Origin of the sequence: Methylocystis iwaonis, from assembly GCF_027925385.1 — a bacterium.
GTDB classification, from domain to species: Bacteria; Pseudomonadota; Alphaproteobacteria; order Rhizobiales; family Beijerinckiaceae; genus Methylocystis; species Methylocystis iwaonis.
Window position 1 is genome coordinate 562,471 of the sequence record NZ_AP027142.1, and the last position, 17,251, is coordinate 579,721.

Below are 17,251 nucleotides of genomic sequence, written 5' to 3' on the forward strand. Positions count from 1 at the left end.
GGCGCCCGCATGTCCAAACTCGCGCAATTGCAGCGTTCGGCCGAGCTTTTCGCTCGCACGGAGCGACAGATCGCCATCTCTGGCGCGGTGGTGGAGGTGACGCCGACTTACTTCAGAACGGCCGGGCTCTCGAAATTCGTCAAGCTCGGCGATTGCGTTGGCGTGGAAACCGCGCGCGGCGAGATGCTCGCACAGGTCGTGCGAATCGACCAGAACGGCGTCATCGTCAAGGCTTTCGAAAATAATTCCCCTGTCGGGTTAGGTTCGAAAGTGCGCTTCGTCGGTCCGATCGAACTCTTGCCGCATGAGTCATGGAGAGGCAGGGTTCTCGACGCTTTCGGCCGGCCGGTCGATGGGCAAGGGCCTGTCTCGGCCGGCCTGAAGCCCTATTACCTGGATGCGCCCCCGCCCGCGGCAATGCGCAGAACGCCGATCACGAAACCATTGCGTACAGGCGTCCGGGCGATCGACGCATTCACGCCGATCTGTGAGGGCCAAAGGATCGGAATCTTCGCGGGCTCGGGAGTTGGCAAATCCACTTTGCTGGAAATGCTGTCCCGGGCGGGCGGCTTTTCTGTCGCGGTGATTTGTCTGGTGGGCGAACGCGGACGCGAAGTGCGCGATTTCGTGGACACCGTGATTTCCGCCAACCCCGGCGGCGTCGTCACGATCGTCGCCACCGCCGACGAAAGCCCGATGATGCGGCGGATGGCCCCGCTGACCGCCACTACGATTGCCGAGTTTTTCCGAGACGCGGGCGCCTCTGTGGTTTTGATCGTCGACTCGGTGACGCGCTATGCCCACGCCGCGCGCGAAGTGGCGTTGGCGTCGGGCGAGCCGCCTGTCGCCAACGGCTACACGCCAAGCGTTTTTGCCGACCTGCCGCGCCTGCTCGAACGCGCGGGGCCCGGCGAGGATGGCGTGGGCGCCGTGACGGGAATTTATTCCGTCCTCGTGGACGGCGACAACCATAATGATCCCATCGCCGATTGCATTCGAGGCACGCTCGATGGGCATATTGTTCTCGACCGAGAAATAGCCGAACAGGGCCGCTATCCGGCGATAAACCTTCTCAAATCCATCTCTCGCCTTGCCGATCGCGTCTGGACGTCAGACGAACGCGAGATGGTGATGCGGCTGAAATCCATGCTCGCGAAATTCGAGGAAACGCGCGATCTGCGCATGCTCGGCGGGTATCACGCTGGCGTGGACGCCGAGCTCGATCGCGCGGTCGTCCTCTCGCCGGTCGTATATGACGCCCTGCGGCAAGCTCCTAAAGACCCGCCAGCCGTTGTGGCGCTCGAAGAATTGGCGGAGCGGATCAATCGTGGAGGAGGGTGAGGGCGTTCTCCACCTGGCGCGCTTTGCGCGCACGGAATAGTGCGAGCGATGAGAAAACCCGCAGAGCGCATCTTTTCCGCTGAAGTCTATCAACTTTGCGCAGTGCGCCCGCGCGAGGCCATGTCTTCGCGACCGGGCCAAAGCGGCGTCGGAGCCCCTGGTAGGGTCCAGCTTCGCGAAAGCTGCGCCGTATACATTTGATGAAGCGCAACGACCGAGATGTTTCGGAATGTCTCCCTCGAGGGGCGGCGCGATCGAGGATGTCCATGACCGCCGATGAAGCATTCGAAATCCTGCAGGTCGAGAAGGAGTTCATCGAGACGGCCGGACCGGCGGTGCTACGGCTAAAGCTGATGGAAATCGGCAGCCTTTGTCGGCGACGTCTTGCCGGCGACGAGGCCATCGAGGCGGCGCGCACCGCTGCGCAGGAGCTGCGCCGACTCATCGCGGAACGTCCCTGTGTGTCCCTTGTCGATTTCAAGGCGCGCGACAAGGTTCTGGAGGCAAGCGCTGCGCCCCAAGGCTGGGCAAAAACGTCGGGTTGGACCGCCGTGCTGGCTTCTCCCTTTTTTCGAAAGAGGGTCCCAACGGAACCCGCCCTCTCGGCGCATCGGGGCGCTTGCCGGGAGGATCTGGCGAGAATCGCGGGCGACGCCGATTTGGATCAACGGGACGTCGTGGCGCTGGACTGCGTATTGAACAAGGGTTACAGCCCGAGAGATTTGCGCGAGTTCAGCTTTCTGATGAGCGGCATGTTCGATTCGCCGAGTGAGCCGACCCGCTTCGTCAAACGCGCAAACGAACTTGCGAACCGCTACGCGGCTGCCCTCGGCGGTGAATCGAAAAGCGAGCAAGGCGTCGCCGCGCGCGAATTGGCTTATAAAAAGTCTGCTTGACGCTCCTGGGAAAGGCCTTGGAAGGTCCTGCAGTTGGTTTCCAGCCTCGCACGTAGCATCCTGGTGGCGCGTCCGGCAGAAAGGCGCGCTGAAACCGGTTAAACGCATTCTTAATTATAGGCCGTGTATTCATTTGCTCGTGGCTCGCCGGAATGAGACTGTCGAGCTGTCGAGCGGGCGTCGAAATCAGCAGCGCCTCCGATGAAGACAACGGATCGGATCGAGTTTCCGAGGCATGACGCCAATTCCGTCGAACCGGTGGAAGTCCGGTATGTCCCTCTTGTAAAGATTTATCGAAAGGGATCGACGAGTCATGTCGAGCATCAACACCAACCCGTCAGCCATCACCGCCTTGCAGTCTCTGCGCAACACGCAGAATTCGCTGAGCGTGGCCCAGAAGCAAATTTCGACCGGTCTGAAAATCTCCAGCGCCTCCGACAACGCCTCGACTTGGTCGATCGCCGAAACGATGAAGTCGGACAAGGGCGTGATGTCCACGCTGAGCGACTCGCTGAATTTCGCCGGTTCGACGCTGAACGTCGCCGCCAATGCGCTGACCGGCGCGATCTCGGTCGTGAACAGCATCAAGGACACTGTCGCCCAGGCCCTGACGCCCGGCGCTGACCTCGCCAAAATCGGCACCAAGCTCGCTCAGCTCGGCCAGCAGCTCTCGAGCGTCGTCTCTTCGGCGAGCATCACCGGCATTAATATGCTGGATGGCTCGACGACGACCACTGTTGCGGGCGGCGCGGTACCTGGCGTGAACTTCACTGCCTCCTATAAGAATAACAGCGGCGCCGCTGCGTCCAGCGTGGGCTTCATCTCCCTTGCCACGACGGATCTCACCAACGCTGGCGGCACCGGCATTCTGCAAGCCGCGACGGCGGTCGGCTCGACCGCGACGACCAACTTCACGAGCCTCAGCGCCGCCGACGTGGCCGCGGGCACCGTGGCGGACACGCTGTCCAATGTCGATAAGGTGATCGCTGATCTGACCACCTACGCCTCGCAGATCGGCGCCGTTCAGTCGCGCGTCGCCTCGCAGGCGGCCTTCGTTCAGTCGCTGAATGACGCTTTGACCTCGGGCGTGAGCTCGCTCGTCGACGCCGACATGAACGAGGTTTCGACGCGCCTGCAAGCGCTCCAGACCCAGCAGCAGCTCGGCGTTCAGTCTCTCTCGATCGCCAACCAGAACTCGCAGCTGATTCTCAAGCTGTTCCAGTAATCTTTCTCACCGAGAAAGAAATAGGTGGCCGCCCGAGGCGATCGGGTGGCCATTTTGTTTATTTTTTGTTAAGCATCGTTTAAGTGTCTGTTAATTTTTACATTAATGCGGGCAGCCTCGCACAAGGCTAGATAAGAATTATCCTTCCGAAGGGCCGGGGCGAGCATCTGGCAGTCCTCGCGCCCGAGAGATTCGGAAAGGCCGGCATGTCCAGCATTTTGACTAATCCTTCGTCCTTGCTTGCGCTTCAAATGCTGCGTTCGACCCAGATGTCCCTTGGCGACGCCCAAAGGGAAATTTCCACCGGCCTCAAAGTTTCCGCGGCCTCGGATAACGCCTCGACATGGGCGATCGCCACAACCATGGGCTCGGATCAAGGCGTCACCAGCGTGCTGCACGACTCCTTGGGCGAAAGCGTCTCGATTCTGGCCGTAGCCTCTGGTGCGGTGACCAGCGCTATCTCGGTCATGGACAGCATCAAGGACGCTGTCGTGCAGGCTCAGACGCCCGGGGCGGACCTCGATAAGATTGGCTCCTACCTCACTCAGCTTGGCCAGCAGTTGTCGAGCATTGTCGCTTCTGCGTCGCTCATGGGCCTCAATCTGCTCGACGGTTCGACCGCCGCGGCCGGAAAGGTGAGCTTCATTACGTCCTACAAGAACAATGGCGGCGCCGCGCCGTCTCAAACCGGCACGATCGACTTGTCCACGACGGCCCTCGTCAGCGCCGGCGCGGGGTTGCTGGAATCGGCGCAAGCGATCGGCGCCGTCACGGCGACCGACTTCACCAACCTCAACGCCACGAATATCGGTTCGGCCGTTGTCGCCGACACGCTTTCCAACGCGGATTTGGTCATCGCCAAGCTGGCCGATTACGCCTCGCAGATCGGCGCAGTGCAGTCGCGAGTCTCGTTGCAAATAACATTCGTGCAATCGCTCCACGACGCGCTGAAGACGGGAATCAGCTCTCTTGTGGACGCGGATATGAACGAAGTCTCGACGCGACTCCAAGCGCTTCAGACCCGGCAACAGCTTGGCGTTCAATCCGTATCGATCGCCAACCAAAACTCCCAGCTCATCATGAAGCTGTTCCAATAACGCAATCTGATCTTTTACCCGGCCCGAAAGCAGAAGTTTGCCTCGATGGAACAAGTGTCGCTCGTCTTGGACAATCTAAAGAGCCTCGGAAGCAAGAAGCTGGCGGCTCTCGCATTGGTGTTCGGCTTGATTGTCAGCGTCGTGCTGGCCGGGACCTATTATCTGTCGCGGCCCAACGAAGAGACCCTCTACGCCGGCCTCGATCGCGACGACGTGAGCAGGATCGGCGCCGCTTTGAAGGAGATGGGCGTCACATTCGACGTCAATCCGGAGGGCACCGCCGTTCTGGTCCCTTATGGACAGACGGGCCGCGCGCGCATGCTGTTGGCCGAGCGCGGCCTGCCGCAGAGCGCCAACGCTGGATATGAGCTGTTCGACAAGGTCGGCGCTCTGGGCCTGACGTCTTTCATGCAGGAGGTCACGCGCGTTCGAGCGATCGAAGGGGAGCTTGCTCGAACCATCCAGTCGATGCGAGGCGTGAAGGCCGCGCGCGTCCATATCGTCATGCCCGACGAAGGTTCGTTCCGCCGCGCCAAACAACCCCCTTCTGCATCGGTTGTGATACGGACCGAAGGTCCGGACGATTCGAGCGCCGCGCATGCCATTCGCCATCTGGTGGCCTCTGCGATGCCCGGCATGTCGATCGATCAAGTCACGGTGCTCAACACCGATGGAATGATCCTCTCCGCCACAGACGGCGATCCGTCGGAAGCCGTTCCGACCAAAACGCTGGCGCTCGAGAAAAGCGTCGCAAAAGACATTCAGGACAATGTTCGGCGCACATTGACGCCCTATCTGCGTCTTCCAAATTTTCAAGTAAGCGTGCGTGCGCGGGTGAATACCGACCGCCGCCAAACAAATGAGACGATCTACGACCCCGAGTCGAAGGTCGAGCGTTCGACGCGCACGGTGAAGGAGTCATCGCTTTCGCAAAACGCCAGCAACTCGTCGCCCACAACTGTTGAAAGAAACGTCCCGCAACCGCCGCAACAAAGCGGAGACGGAAAGCAATCCAACGACGAAAACAAAAAGCACGAGGAACTGACCAATTACGAGGTTTCGACGAAGACCGTCACGACGGTCAGCGGCGGTTACACGGTTGAAAATCTGGCGATCGCGGTTTTGATCAACCGGGCGGCTCTGGCGGAGGCAGGCAAGCCGGCGCCGAGCGCGGATGTGATCGAGCGGCAGGTGAAGGAAATCGAGCAGATCGTGGCGTCCGCCGCTGGCGTCAGAAAAGAGCGGGGCGACGTCCTGAAGGTTTCGGCCGTCGAGTTCACCTTCAATGAGCACGAGATGAACCCGGTCGAGTCGCCTGGGATCATCGAGACTCTGAGCCACTACTTTGGCACGATGATCAACGCGGCCACGATGCTCGCGATCACCGCAGCCCTCGTCATCTTCGGCCTCATGCCGGCAACGCGCGCCCTCCTCGCCGAAGCGCCCCAGGTCAATTCCCTTCAGTCTTCTCCATTGCTCGGAATTGAAAGTGAAGCAGCGGGAGACGAGGATGAAGGTCTGCTCCCGCAGATGAACGCGCCGACTCTGGCGTTCGACTCTGATCTCGAACCCTTCGCCGGAATTGGGGGAATGGGCCGCGTCTCGTCGCGCCAAAAGCTGGAGCAGCTCATCGAAATAGATGAAATGCAGGCGGCTTCGGTTCTGAAACGGTGGATGCGATCGGATGAAGCGGCATGATACAGCTTCGCCCGATCGGGTCCTATCTTACCAACTTCGACGCTGGGATGGCGGAGGCCGAACAGGTTTTCGCGATTCCAGAGGCAGCGCCCATGTTCGCCCTGGAGGCCGACACGCCGCCCAGCGAAGATCTCCTTGCCGAAGAAAGGGAAAAGGCGAGAGAGGAGCTGCGAGCCGAACTCGAACGAGAATACGAGGCGAAGCTCGAAGAGGAACGGCAGGCGTTCGAAAAAGAGCGTGAAGCATTCGACCAGCGGTTGGAAGCCCTTCGAGCCACATGGGCGGAGGAAGAAGGAACACGAATCGCGCAGGTGATCCAACACGACATCGAATCGTGCCTCGGGAACATTCGTGACGCGCTCGGGCATATATTGACGCCATTCCTGACACACAGTGCGCTGGCGCGTTCGCTGGAGGACTTTATCGAGACAGTGCGTTCGGCCGCTCTGGACGAGGCAAATCCGCTCGTCGAACTGCACGGACCGCCCGACCTGCTCGACGTCGTGAAAGAGCGCTTGTCCCGAGAACAGATATCGTTGCGCACGGTCGAGACGGACGGCGTCGACATCGCAGCGAAAATAAACAGCACGGTTATCGAAACGCGCATGGAAGAATGGGTCCGGCGTCTGCGCAATGGAGAATAATCGACAATGAGCCGCGAAGACCCGAATGACGTGATTATTGTCCGCAAGCGGCACGGCGATGGCGAAGAGGATCATCACGGCGGCGTTTGGAAGCTTGCCTTCGCGGACTTCATGACGGCGATGATGGCGTTTTTTCTCGTGATGTGGCTGATCAACTCCACCACGAAGGAGACGAAAGCGTCGATTGTCCAATATTTCAATCCGGTGCAACTCGTCGACTCGAAACCCGCCAAAAAAGGTCTTCAAGATCCCAAGGATAGTGGTCAGGGCTCGAGCATGCAGCGTACCGTTGAGGACAAATCTTCAAATCAGCGGCAGTCGGGCCAGGATACGGCGGAGGCGGACGCCGCCTCTCTGCACAAAGATCCGATCAAGGCGCTCGATGCGATCGCCAAGCTCGATCCCCCTCCTGGCGCAGGGGCCGGATCACCCGGCAATACGCTGCCTGATCCATTCGATCGTATGGATCAGCGGGCAATGCCCGACGAGGCCGCTGCGAGCGCGCCGAAATCGAGCCTGCAGAAAAAAAGCGATGCACAGGAACGACAAAACCAACCCGCTCCCACCAATCCAACCAAGGCCGACGCCAACGCCAACGCCAACGCCACAGTCGGTAGCGCTATCGAAACGGTCATCAAGGCCGAAGCGCAGGGAACGCACGCGGTCCCGAAACTCGAGGTGAAAGGCGTCGAAGACGGCGTGTTGATCAGCCTGACGGACGACGCCAACTTTTCAATGTTCGACGTCGGCTCGATTAAGCCAAAGCCGCAGTTGGTCCGCATTCTGCAAAAAATCGGCGGCGTTCTGACAAAGCGTCCCGGCAATATAGAAATCGGCGGCCATACAGATGGACGCGCCTACAAGTCTGGGTCGTATGATAACTGGCGTTTATCCGCCGATCGCGCCAACATGGTCCTTTACATGCTTGTGCGTGGCGGGCTGCCCGCAGCGCGCGTGACGAGAATTTCCGGCTATGCCGATCGACGCCTGAAGACGCCTGAAGCGCCGCTCGCTCCAGCTAACCGCCGCATCGAAATCCTTCTGCGTGGGGATCGCAATTGAAGCTCCGCCGGCTCCTCGCATCGTTGTCTATGGTCGCGCTTAGTTGCACGGCAATACAGGCGCGCGCATGCGACCTCGTCGGTAGCGTATGGGAGTTGATAGAGGGGCAGGACCGCGTTGTCGCTGGCGAGACCTCGCGTCAAGCGAAGATAGCGCCGCGAATCGAGGCCTGCATCTCGTCGCTTTCGGCCGAGAATTGGAAAGAGCTGCGAAATTACCGGGCCGCAGTCATTTATGTGTTGGCTGGCGGCGGATCGGCGCGCCTTAAACGACTGTTGCAGGATCACACGATCGAGGAGAAAGACCCGCCGCTTCTCTCAGCGAGTCTGGCTTTTGCCGACGGCGATCGGCAGAACGCCACGAAACTGATGACCCCGCTGGACGTAAGAAGCTACCCTCCGATCCTCGCGGGGCACTTGGCGCTTGTCAGAGGAGGGTTGTTGATCGGCGTCGACAACAAAGAAGCCGCGAGGTCGTTGGCCTATGCACGGCTGACGATGCCGGGGTCTCAAGTCGAGGAGGCGGCGCTGCGCCGTGAAATAGCGATAAGCGATCCGAGCGTCGAGATGGACCGGTACTTGCTGCTCGCGAGGCGTTACCAATTCGTCTATTCGCATTCGCCCTTTGCTACGAAATATTGGCAGGCGTTAACCGGGGCGCTTTCCAAGATGGGCTTGGGAGGGCATCTGGCGGAGCTCGAAGAATTATTCAAAGCGGCGCCTGCTGGCTATGGATTCGAACTCCACGCGGCGCTCGCTCGTACGAGCATTCAAATGTCCCGACCGGACGTTTTGAAGGCGCAAACACAGGCCGCCGCGGTTTTCGCTGAAAGCGCACAGGCGAAAGAGCGCATGAAGCTCTATCAGGCGGCCCTTCGCGTGATGGGCGGCGATTCGCCGCCAAGCGATTCCGATCTCAAAGACGTCGACGCTTCTTACTTGAATAGAGAAGAAGCCATTATCTTGAAGACGCTTCGGAGCGTTGGCGCGAGGCTTGGAGCCGGGGACGAGCCTGCGCCGGCGCAAGCGGCGACGGCGTCTCACGACCGGGACGACACGCCGCAATTTCAGAACTTGGAACAGTCGCTCGAAGACTCGGGAAAACTCCTGGAAAGGGCGGGCCGCTAATGAATTCGTTGACCATGCAACGGACCACTCTGTCGGACAGCGGCATTGCTTCGACGATGAACCGTCGCGAGCCGTCCGACTCGAATGGAGCGCAGGCTTCGACCTTCGAGGCGCAAGTCACCGCGCTCCATAACGACGCGAGCGCAGAAAAGGCGCAAGCGCCCTCACATGGCAATGCGCGCGTTAGCGAGGGTGGCGACGAGCAGGCGTCGGGCCGCCCGGGAGCGCCCCGTCCGATTGTCGAAAGCCTGACTATGCTGCGACTATCGCGGTTGCAAAAGGCCGATCAGAACGATCAGCCGGCTGAAAAGGACAAACCAGACGAGTCGGCTGCTTTTGACGCAACCGGCGGAGAGGCCGCCAGTTGGCCGTTGAGCGCGCTAGGCCCCAGCCAATTATCAGCGCTTTTCGCCGGATTTGGAAAAACCAGTGACGCTGGGGCTCCAGGCGATTCGGGTGCAACAGCGTCTGGCGTCGAAGCATCTGGTTCGATGACGCCGGACGAGCTTGCGGCTCTTTTCCCAGCGATGCCCATTGTGTCGGGCATTCCTTCACTTCCGACTCTGTCGCCCGCGATGGCTGACGCTGCCCAATCGGCTGCAAACACTGAAGAGCCGTCGAAGCTCGCGGCGCTTGAGTCAGCGAACGCTTCTCTCTCAGTAGCGACAACGGCGCCCAAGCGTATGACGCTCGAGGATTTCATCGCGCGTTTGCCAGATGATCTGACGCAGGCGCTCTCCGGGAAGGCCGCCTCTTCGCAAGGCGCGAACGCGGAAGGCGCGTCGCTCGCCGGCGCCTCGAATCAGCCTCTGTCCGCTCCAGCCGCGACGGGAACGGAGGAGTCGACCGCGTCACCAAAATTGACGATCGTGTCGCTCGCCACGCATCTTCCAGTTACGCAGACGCCAGTTTTAGCCATGGAGGGCGCCTCCGTCGGAAACGCGGATTCTATGGACGCGCCTCCTTTTGCGGGCATCGATAAATCGAAGGAAGAATCTGTTTCCGCCGCTGCAAATGACGCTTTTCGTCTGCAGCTCGAATCGCCGAACGCGGCGGCAACGCCAGTGTCGGTTGGTTCGCCCGCCTCCGGAGGCAGTTCTCTGTCTGGCGGCGTCTCCCAAGCGACAGCTCCGGCCTCCACCAAAGCGATAAGCGATCACGCGAAGGATAACCCTACAAAAGTTCTGACGTTCCAATTGGAACCCGAGGATCTCGGCGCCGTCACTGTGAGAATGCAGCTCACAAAGACGCGCGTTTCCTTGAAGATCGACGTTAATTCGGCGGCGGTACAAAACCTTTTGACGCAGTCTCGGGATCAACTCTCTCAGGCGCTGAGCGTTTCCGGCCACTCCGTCGACGATATAGCCATCAGGGTCAGCCCCGCTCCCGTTCCCTCGGATACAGTTAACGATGCGCGCCAGAATGACTCTCAGGCGCCGTTCGATCAACGAGGCGAAGGGGGATCATTTGGCGAAAACGATGGCGCAGGAAACAATCGGGATGGCCAAAGCTTTTCACGCGCGCCGCGAAAAGACCAGTCCCAGGAACATGGCGCCGTGGCGCGCGATAGCGGCGCTCCTGGCGCTTCCGGCGTCTATCTCTGACGCACGAGCGGACGTTCGGTCCGGAACGCCCAGCAATGTGTGCGAGCGCGAGATGATTCGCGCCGCCCAAGAGCATAACGTGCCGGTCGCGGTGCTTTACGCTGTCGCCTTAACGGAGACCGGCCAAAAAGGCGATCTACACGAATTCGCGATGAATGTGGGCGGACGCCCGGTTTTTAGTCCCTCTCTACCGGAAGCGGTCGCAGTATTCGAAAACGCGCGCGCCCGTGGCGTCAAGCTGATCGACATTGGCTGCATGCAAGTCAATCATCATTATCACGGCCGCATGTTCAAGTCTGTCGAGGCGATGTTCGATCCGCGTCAGAATGTCGATTATGCGGCCACGTTTCTGCGCGATTTATACCGAAGCGAAAAGACTTGGACGAGCGCCGTTGCGCGGTACCATGCGGGGCCAGGCAATGCGCCTGCTCAAAAAAGCTATGTGTGCGCGGTTATCGGAAATATGATCGCCAGCGGATTCGGTTCCTGGACAGAGCAGTCGAAAGCTTTCTGCACCATGGTTCGCAGCGAAATGGCTTCACGGCGTTTTTGACGCCGTGAAGGAATAGCTTTCCAATTATTGCACGACGATTTCAGCCTGCATCGCTCCGGCGTTTTTGATCGCCTGCAGGATCGAGATAATATCGGTCGGCTTGAGACCGATCTGATTGAGCCCCTTCACGAGCGTCTTTAAATTCGGCCCCGCGAGGGTCGCGACCTGCCCGGCCGGTTCGGAGGCCGTTACCGCGGTCTGCGACGTCACGACAGTCTGCCCATTCGAGAAAGGCGCCGGCTGCGACACTTGCGGCGACTCTGTCACGCGGAGGGTGAGACCGCCATGCGTCACGGCAACGGGCGAAATTTGAACATCGGCGCCGATAACGACCGTGCCCGAGCGTTCATTGATGACAACCTTGGCGGGCGTGCTCGGAGATACGTGAAGATCTCCAATTTCTGCGAGGAAACGCGTTGCGTGGACGCCGGGCGGAAGTCGAAGGGCGACAGTTCGATTGTCGCGTTCGACCGCCGCAGCCGCATGATAGCGCCGCTTGGTGAAATGATTGATCGCATCTGTGATCTGGACGCTGGTGGCGAAGTCAGGGTTGTGGAGTTCGAGCGCAAGCGTGCCGTCGCCTGAACTCGGTCGTGGCGGCTCCTTCTCGATAGTCGCGCCATTGGCTATTCGCCCAACCGTCGCGACGCCATGGGTCAGCGTTTCATTTTGTCCCGACACAGCGAAGCCTGATACGGCAAGCGGTCCTTGCGCAATCGCATAAACGGCGCCGTCGACGCCGGTCAAAGGCGTCAGAATTAGCGTGCCGCCCATGAGTGACGAAGCATCGCCGAGCGAGGACACCGTCACGTCGAGCGTCGTGCCCCAAGCGGCAAAGGGCGGCATTGATGCAGTCACCATGACTGCCGCGAGATTCCTCGTGCGCATGAGGTTCATTTGCGGCGGACCGCCAGGAGTATTGGGGCCGTTATTGAGATTGACGCCCATGCGGCTGAGCATCGACGATAGGGACTGCTCGGTGAACGGCGAGTTCCTCAACGTATCGCCGGTGCCCTGCAGACCCACGACGAGGCCGTAGCCGACAAGCTGGTAGTCTCGAAGACCGTATGTCGAGGTGATGTCCTTGATTCGCACTCCCGCGAGCGACGTCTCCGAAGCGAGCAGAAATACGCCCAGCACGAGCCAATGACGCTTCATCCCTCGTTGACCTTTACAGTTCCATCGGGCTGAACGACGCCGACGACGACCAAGTTGCTATCCTGGTTGCGCACGCGAATGAGATCGCCCGCTGCCCCAGCCTGCATGGCCATTCCGAGAGCAGTGATCGTTAGCCCACCCTCGGAGAAGACAATTTTGACCAGCGTTCCGATCGTGATCAGGCGCGGGTTATCCACGGCGATCGTGAGAATGGGCTGACCGGGCAATAGGGTTCGTCGCGCGATCTTGCCGACGAGATCCTTTCGCGATTCGACGACGCCGCGTCGCGCCCCCGCGTCCAGCGGGGCCTCCATATCGTCCAAAACGCTGTCGTCGAGCCGGTCGCCCGGATAGATCGTTACCCGAGGCGTGGGAATGCTCGTTTCCGACGCCAAAGATGACGCCGCGCAAAATTGCCCCGCCGCGGCGGCCACGGCGACAGCAAGCATGAATCCCCGGGGCCGCGTCGCCATCAACGAATTCCCTTCGTGATCGTGCCAGCCATGTCATCGACAGTCTGGATGACCTTGGAATTGAGTTCGAATGCGCGCTGGGCCGAGATCATGCTGACCAGTTCTTTCACCGGATCGACATTCGAGCTCTCGACGTAGCCTTGCGCGATCACGCCGTAACCGATGTCGCCCGGGACACCCACGACGGGCGTGCCGGACGCAGCCGTTTCGCGAAAGAGATTGCCGCCGAGCGCTTCGAGACCTGCGTCATTGGGGAATGTTGCGGTCGTAAGCTGCCCTAATTGCTGCGGCGCAGTTTGGCCGGCAATGACCGCGGTGACAAGGCCGGACTGTGAGACGGAGACGCTTACGGCGTTATTCGGGATCGTGATCGTCGGAGACAGCAGATAACCGTCGACCGTTACAAGCTGGCTGTTCGCATTGGTGCTGTAGGAGCCGGAACGCGAATAGAGAATCTCATTGTTCGGTCCGGTGATCTGAAACCAGCCAGATCCATTGATGGCAAGGTCGTAGCTGTTGCCAGTTTGAGAAAGAGGGCCTTGCATTTCGAGACTGCGAATGGCCGCCAGCCGCACGCCGAGACCCGTCTGAGATCCCTGCGGCACGATAGCATCGCGCCCTCGGTTCGATACGCCCTGCAGTCTTTCCGCTTGATACAGCAGGTCCGTGAATTCTGCGCGAGACCGTTTGAAGGCGGTCGTATTGATGTTTGCAATATTATTCGAGATGACCTCGATGTTTTGTTGCTGCGCGCTCATTCCGGTCGCCGCAATAGCAAGGGCCCGCATTTTGAAACTCCTCAGATCGCCATTTTGCTGATTTCTTGATAGGCGTTCACGGCCTTATCCCGTACCGCGATCATTGTCTGGAGCGAGCGCTCAGCAGCCATTACTGCGTCTACGACTTGCAGCATAGAAGCCTGACCGTGAATCCCGGCGATCGCTGCCGATTCGCCATTCTTGATCGTATCGGCTCCTTCGTTAGCCAATTGTTTCAGCACGTCGCCGAAAGACACGTCCGAAGATGCGACCTTCGTCGATTGTGCGAAAGAAGTCGCACGTTCGACGGCCTTTGTCCCGTAGGAGAGGCTGAGGGCGGAAATCTCACTCACGAATTATCCTTTCAGGAGATCGATCGTCATAGAAAGAAGATCGCGGGTTTGTTTCATGGTCTGAAGGTCGGCTTCATAGGCGCGATTCGCTTCGCGCATGTCCGACATTTCGACGATCATGTTGACGTTCGGTAGCGTAACATTGCCGTTTGAGTCAGCCGCCGGATTGCCCGGGTCGTATTCGACGTTGAATGGCGAACGATCGACGCCAACTGCGCTCGTTCGGACGAGGGCGACGCCAGAAGCGCGATCGAGCTCGCTGTTGAATGTGACGGTCTTGCGCCGATACGGGTCTGCGCCGGCCGTTTTTCCGCTCGACAGGGCGTTGGCCAGATTTTCGGAAACGACGCGCAGCCTGGTCGACTGTGCGGCCAGGCCTGATCCGGCGACTTTGAGCGAGGCGAAAAGCGGATCCATGGCACTTACCCTTTGAGGCTCGAAAGCCACATCGCGTGGAAGGTCTTGAGCACGTTGGTATCCATCGAGAAGTTGTTGCGGACGTCGCCAGCCTTGATAAGCTCGGCCTCGAGAGAGACGTCATTGCCGGAGTGTGAGACCTCCCATGCCTCGCCGTCCTTGGCTGACACGGATTCTCCCGATGGCGTGATCGATTGATGCGATGCGCTTGTCGTCGCCATTTGAAGGCCGGCACTTTTGTCGAGCACCTTGGCGAAATCCGAAAGATCCTGGGCTTTGTATCCAGGCGTGTTGGCATGCGCGATGTTTTGCGAGACAATCGATTGCCGGGCCGAGAGCCACCCCCTCTGGAGGTTCAAGAGGCCGAAGAGATGAACAGGCTCCATGTCGCTCTTTTCCTTTCGTTAAAGAATTTATCCGGCATCGCTTGCGTCGGACTGAACTGAGCAATTGGTAGAGAATGGAGCCTTATGACAGCCGACGCCGATCGACTTTCGTCGATCGGCGTTCGTGTTCATCTTGGGGAGGTCGGCCTATCGCTCAGGCCGCATGAGCGTCGGTAATATGGGGTGTCACACGAGGCTCGGCACCCGAGGTCTGCTCATTCGACACCCGGCTCTCGATGGCGGCGTCGAGCTTTTGCTGGAGCGTGTGCGCCGCAGTCTCGCATGGAGCTTGCGCGACGTCGTATATCTCATTCATCTGCACGATAAAGCGATCAATGGCCTTCAGTGCGCGATACTGAGGGAGATTACCCAGCTCAGTCAACATCTGAGCATGTATTGCCTTCAATTGCGTCATCGTCTGCATCGCGCGGCTCCTTCAGCGGTAACGCAAAATTAATCGCCGTACCTAACGCGAGGCTTGCCACAACGGTTGAGGCTGATGGACCCTTCAACCGCTCGCATGGAATCATGCGAGCGATGAAAAAGCGCGAGAGTTCGAAAAGTTGGGCTGCATTCTTTTTGCAAGAGTCATGCACTTTGCGGAATGCGCTCTAGCGGGGGATCTCGTCTTTCGGAACGAAAGTGAGGTTTTTGACCAAGGTTTCTTTGATTCGCGTGTTTCCAAGGCGGGCGTTCACATTGGCGGTAATCTGCTTCGTCAGTGAATCGATATCCATCTTTTCGAGCTTCGCGAAATCGATCTTGGTATCCGAATAAATAAGCCGGAAAGCCTCATCCATGAGAAATCCTTCGGGGTCGACTTCGCCGCTCCCGTGGCCCTCACTCGCCTCCATAACAAACATGAACTCGACGGAAACATATCCTCTGAGCACGCCATTAGAGATGACGGGCACGGAAATGGGTTTAACTTTTTTCGTCTCCGTTTTCACGGGATGGTCGGCGGCGGCCGGCGTGCTGGTCCGATGCGCCTGCCAATAGGCGCCGCCATAAGTCGACGCCAGAGCGACGAGGCCACACCAGAGGCCCACCAGCACTGTGCGGATCATCCGAGCCTCTGGGTCGCTCGGAGCGAGACGTGACGGCAATAGGTGCCGTCGGACTCTTCAGCGCGGATCGTATCGATTATCAGTCTCGAAATTTCCGACGCGGCCTGCAGATGCTGCTTCAAGACTTCGCCATTCTGCGCCAAGCTTTCGTTGAGGCGTTGCAGAGCCGAGAGTAATTGTGGCGAAAGGGATGCGACGCTTCGCGACACGACCATGAATTCCAGCAGCGCGTGATTCTTTTTTGAATTGAAGTTTTCGAATTCGATCTTATCTCCGGCCAATAGCGCTTTTGTCTCCGCGCGCGCCAGAGCATCCATCCGCTCGATCCACCGCATGAGAGCAGCTTCGGCTGGTGAGTGTTCCACAAGCAAGTCCCAACGCCCATTGTCTGGCTGAGATAGAGAGTCGTTCACGAGTTTACGTGGCCCCAAGTGAGTATCGAACAATCTAGGAGGTCTTCGAGGGCGCGATCGGTTGCGCCGAGGATGGCGACGAAATTTTCGCGTCCAGCATCTTGTTCAAGCCGATAACGCCGGAAGCCGCGAATTTCGCCGAAAGTTGCTCCGCCATCATCGAGCGCCACACGCCGCCAGCGACACCGGAGCCGAAGTTTTCGTCGTCTTTTGGAAGGAGCGCCTCAAAAAATGTCTGAAGCACCAACGCTTCGAACTTCTTCGCGGCGTCCGCAGCGGAATTGGCTGCGGCGGGCGCGACGGCTGCCCCGCTCGCTGGCGTCTGATAGGACGCACGGAGCCCCACGCCGGCTGCGCGCCAATTCGAAGAACCGGACACATTTGCTTTGATGGGGGTTTCGCTGGAGAGCGACGCAAAGGAAACCGATGGCGCGTTGGCTGCGGCTTCGAGGCGGCGCAGAGCAACCTGCTGACGCCGCGGGTCCGCCGCTTTTGCGACGTCGACGATGAGATCCGTCGATGGAAAGATAGACATGCCACGTCTCCGGAATTTTCGAAAAGATATGATATTGTATGTGACTTACTCGACGCTGGCGTCGCGGGGCGTCGAAAAGCGCTCCAAAATTGCCGAACGCTCCCTTTCGCTTTCCTTACGCGTCGCCTTGTCATCAATTCGGTCGGCGTATTTATCGATACGTTTGATCTGCTGTTTGAGAATCAAAGCCTCATCGCGGCGGCGGGCCAATTCTGATTCGAGCTCCTCACGCTGTCGGGAAGCTTGGCGCAGGCGATCTAGGACGAGCGTCGAAAAGGCCATAGCGGTTGGATCGTCACGCTCCAACATCCGCTGTAGGTCGCATATTTGACTATCTATTTCCTGCAATCGCTTCTCGACCGTGGCGCAGTTAGCCGTTTCCGCCATCAAGCGGCGCTCCTGCAGAGCAAGCAATTTCGCGATACGCCGTTGTTTATCTTGCAA

Annotated in this window: 21 protein-coding genes; 10 read left to right on the forward strand and 11 right to left on the reverse strand. The window is 59.2% G+C overall.

Going from position 1 to position 17,251, the window contains the following annotated elements:
• The first annotated feature begins 9 nt into the window (after positions 1-9).
• The 10 genes from QMG84_RS02645 to QMG84_RS02690 all read left to right on the forward strand — a co-directional run bounded on the left by QMG84_RS02645 (position 10) and on the right by QMG84_RS02690 (position 11,247).
• Complete coding sequence (locus QMG84_RS02645) at positions 10-1,341, forward strand: FliI/YscN family ATPase (RefSeq protein WP_281930281.1); 1,332 nt, start codon at positions 10-12, stop codon at positions 1,339-1,341.
• Between the two features lie 266 nt (positions 1,342-1,607).
• Positions 1,608-2,237, forward strand: coding sequence for a hypothetical protein (locus QMG84_RS02650; protein ID WP_281930284.1), 630 nt, complete (start codon positions 1,608-1,610; stop codon positions 2,235-2,237).
• A gap of 313 nt (positions 2,238-2,550) precedes the next feature.
• On the forward strand, positions 2,551-3,462 hold the full coding sequence (locus QMG84_RS02655) for a flagellin N-terminal helical domain-containing protein (protein ID WP_202074106.1): 912 nt from the start codon (positions 2,551-2,553) through the stop codon (positions 3,460-3,462).
• Positions 3,463-3,668: 206 nt separating this feature from the next.
• Positions 3,669-4,559 carry a flagellin N-terminal helical domain-containing protein gene (locus tag QMG84_RS02660; protein WP_281930286.1) on the forward strand — a complete coding sequence of 297 codons (891 nt, stop codon included), beginning with the start codon at positions 3,669-3,671 and terminating at the stop codon, positions 4,557-4,559.
• 45 nt (positions 4,560-4,604) lie between these two features.
• Positions 4,605-6,257: a flagellar basal-body MS-ring/collar protein FliF gene (gene fliF / locus QMG84_RS02665; protein WP_202074104.1), complete on the forward strand. Its 1,653-nt coding sequence runs from the start codon at positions 4,605-4,607 to the stop codon at positions 6,255-6,257.
• Positions 6,254-6,901, forward strand: coding sequence for a hypothetical protein (locus QMG84_RS02670; protein ID WP_281930289.1), 648 nt, complete (start codon positions 6,254-6,256; stop codon positions 6,899-6,901). Before fliF ends, QMG84_RS02670 begins: the two co-directional genes overlap by 4 nt.
• 6 nt (positions 6,902-6,907) lie before the next feature.
• On the forward strand, positions 6,908-7,963 hold the full coding sequence (locus tag QMG84_RS02675) for a flagellar motor protein MotB (RefSeq protein WP_281930291.1): 1,056 nt from the start codon (positions 6,908-6,910) through the stop codon (positions 7,961-7,963).
• A 29-nt stretch (positions 7,964-7,992) separates the two neighbouring features.
• Complete coding sequence (locus QMG84_RS02680; protein ID WP_281930293.1) at positions 7,993-9,090, forward strand: hypothetical protein; 1,098 nt, start codon at positions 7,993-7,995, stop codon at positions 9,088-9,090.
• A 254-nt stretch (positions 9,091-9,344) separates the two neighbouring features.
• On the forward strand, positions 9,345-10,694 hold the full coding sequence (locus QMG84_RS02685; RefSeq protein WP_281930295.1) for a flagellar hook-length control protein FliK: 1,350 nt from the start codon (positions 9,345-9,347) through the stop codon (positions 10,692-10,694).
• Positions 10,695-10,746: 52 nt separating this feature from the next.
• Complete coding sequence (locus QMG84_RS02690) at positions 10,747-11,247, forward strand: transglycosylase SLT domain-containing protein (RefSeq protein ID WP_202074099.1); 501 nt, start codon at positions 10,747-10,749, stop codon at positions 11,245-11,247.
• A 24-nt stretch (positions 11,248-11,271) separates the two neighbouring features.
• Here QMG84_RS02690 and QMG84_RS02695 read toward each other — a convergent pair whose 3' ends face one another.
• From QMG84_RS02695 to QMG84_RS02745, 11 genes are all read right to left on the reverse strand, one after another.
• Positions 11,272-12,405: a flagellar basal body P-ring protein FlgI gene (locus QMG84_RS02695; protein WP_202074098.1), complete on the reverse strand. Its 1,134-nt coding sequence runs from the start codon at positions 12,403-12,405 to the stop codon at positions 11,272-11,274.
• Entirely contained in the window at positions 12,402-12,878 is a 477-nt protein-coding gene (gene flgA, locus QMG84_RS02700; RefSeq protein WP_281930298.1) for a flagellar basal body P-ring formation chaperone FlgA, read from the reverse strand. The genes QMG84_RS02695 and flgA overlap by 4 nt, the downstream gene beginning before the upstream one ends.
• Positions 12,878-13,666: a flagellar basal-body rod protein FlgG gene (gene flgG, locus QMG84_RS02705; protein WP_281930300.1), complete on the reverse strand. Its 789-nt coding sequence runs from the start codon at positions 13,664-13,666 to the stop codon at positions 12,878-12,880. Before flgG ends, flgA begins: the two co-directional genes overlap by 1 nt.
• An 11-nt stretch (positions 13,667-13,677) precedes the next feature.
• Complete coding sequence (fliE, locus tag QMG84_RS02710) at positions 13,678-13,989, reverse strand: flagellar hook-basal body complex protein FliE (RefSeq protein ID WP_202074095.1); 312 nt, start codon at positions 13,987-13,989, stop codon at positions 13,678-13,680.
• Between the two features lie 3 nt (positions 13,990-13,992).
• Entirely contained in the window at positions 13,993-14,406 is a 414-nt protein-coding gene (gene flgC, locus QMG84_RS02715; RefSeq protein WP_202074094.1) for a flagellar basal body rod protein FlgC, read from the reverse strand.
• 5 nt (positions 14,407-14,411) lie between these two features.
• Positions 14,412-14,792: a flagellar basal body protein gene (locus QMG84_RS02720; RefSeq protein ID WP_202074093.1), complete on the reverse strand. Its 381-nt coding sequence runs from the start codon at positions 14,790-14,792 to the stop codon at positions 14,412-14,414.
• 154 nt (positions 14,793-14,946) lie between these two features.
• Complete coding sequence (locus QMG84_RS02725) at positions 14,947-15,216, reverse strand: hypothetical protein (protein WP_281930304.1); 270 nt, start codon at positions 15,214-15,216, stop codon at positions 14,947-14,949.
• Positions 15,217-15,403: 187 nt separating this feature from the next.
• Positions 15,404-15,859, reverse strand: coding sequence for a flagellar basal body-associated protein FliL (locus tag QMG84_RS02730; protein ID WP_281930306.1), 456 nt, complete (start codon positions 15,857-15,859; stop codon positions 15,404-15,406).
• The gene (locus tag QMG84_RS02735; protein WP_281930307.1) at positions 15,856-16,305 is read right to left on the reverse strand and encodes a hypothetical protein; all 450 of its coding nucleotides are present in this window, start codon (positions 16,303-16,305) and stop codon (positions 15,856-15,858) included. Before QMG84_RS02735 ends, QMG84_RS02730 begins: the two co-directional genes overlap by 4 nt.
• 1 nt (position 16,306) lies before the next feature.
• Positions 16,307-16,807 (reverse strand): rod-binding protein, encoded by a 501-nt coding sequence (locus QMG84_RS02740; protein WP_281930308.1) that lies wholly within the window; start codon positions 16,805-16,807, stop codon positions 16,307-16,309.
• A gap of 45 nt (positions 16,808-16,852) precedes the next feature.
• Positions 16,853-17,251: a hypothetical protein gene (locus QMG84_RS02745; protein WP_281930309.1), complete on the reverse strand. Its 399-nt coding sequence runs from the start codon at positions 17,249-17,251 to the stop codon at positions 16,853-16,855.

Bases quoted from the DNA above. Each gene is read 5' to 3' on its own strand.
- QMG84_RS02645 (WP_281930281.1), top strand. From the start codon at position 10: ATGTCCAAACTCGCGCAATTGCAGCGTTCGGCCGAGCTTTTCGCTCGC.
- QMG84_RS02650 (WP_281930284.1), top strand. From the start codon at position 1,608: ATGACCGCCGATGAAGCATTCGAAATCCTGCAGGTCGAGAAGGAGTTC.
- QMG84_RS02655 (WP_202074106.1), top strand. From the start codon at position 2,551: ATGTCGAGCATCAACACCAACCCGTCAGCCATCACCGCCTTGCAGTCT.
- QMG84_RS02660 (WP_281930286.1), top strand. From the start codon at position 3,669: ATGTCCAGCATTTTGACTAATCCTTCGTCCTTGCTTGCGCTTCAAATG.
- fliF (WP_202074104.1), top strand. From the start codon at position 4,605: ATGGAACAAGTGTCGCTCGTCTTGGACAATCTAAAGAGCCTCGGAAGC.
- QMG84_RS02670 (WP_281930289.1), top strand. From the start codon at position 6,254: ATGATACAGCTTCGCCCGATCGGGTCCTATCTTACCAACTTCGACGCT.
- QMG84_RS02675 (WP_281930291.1), top strand. From the start codon at position 6,908: ATGAGCCGCGAAGACCCGAATGACGTGATTATTGTCCGCAAGCGGCAC.
- QMG84_RS02680 (WP_281930293.1), top strand. From the start codon at position 7,993: ATGGTCGCGCTTAGTTGCACGGCAATACAGGCGCGCGCATGCGACCTC.
- QMG84_RS02685 (WP_281930295.1), top strand. From the start codon at position 9,345: ATGCTGCGACTATCGCGGTTGCAAAAGGCCGATCAGAACGATCAGCCG.
- QMG84_RS02690 (WP_202074099.1), top strand. From the start codon at position 10,747: ATGATTCGCGCCGCCCAAGAGCATAACGTGCCGGTCGCGGTGCTTTAC.
- QMG84_RS02695 (WP_202074098.1), bottom strand. From the start codon at position 12,405: ATGAAGCGTCATTGGCTCGTGCTGGGCGTATTTCTGCTCGCTTCGGAG.
- flgA (WP_281930298.1), bottom strand. From the start codon at position 12,878: ATGGCGACGCGGCCCCGGGGATTCATGCTTGCTGTCGCCGTGGCCGCC.
- flgG (WP_281930300.1), bottom strand. From the start codon at position 13,666: ATGCGGGCCCTTGCTATTGCGGCGACCGGAATGAGCGCGCAGCAACAA.
- flgC (WP_202074094.1), bottom strand. From the start codon at position 14,406: ATGGATCCGCTTTTCGCCTCGCTCAAAGTCGCCGGATCAGGCCTGGCC.
- QMG84_RS02720 (WP_202074093.1), bottom strand. From the start codon at position 14,792: ATGGAGCCTGTTCATCTCTTCGGCCTCTTGAACCTCCAGAGGGGGTGG.
- QMG84_RS02725 (WP_281930304.1), bottom strand. From the start codon at position 15,216: ATGCAGACGATGACGCAATTGAAGGCAATACATGCTCAGATGTTGACT.
- QMG84_RS02730 (WP_281930306.1), bottom strand. From the start codon at position 15,859: ATGATCCGCACAGTGCTGGTGGGCCTCTGGTGTGGCCTCGTCGCTCTG.
- QMG84_RS02740 (WP_281930308.1), bottom strand. From the start codon at position 16,807: ATGTCTATCTTTCCATCGACGGATCTCATCGTCGACGTCGCAAAAGCG.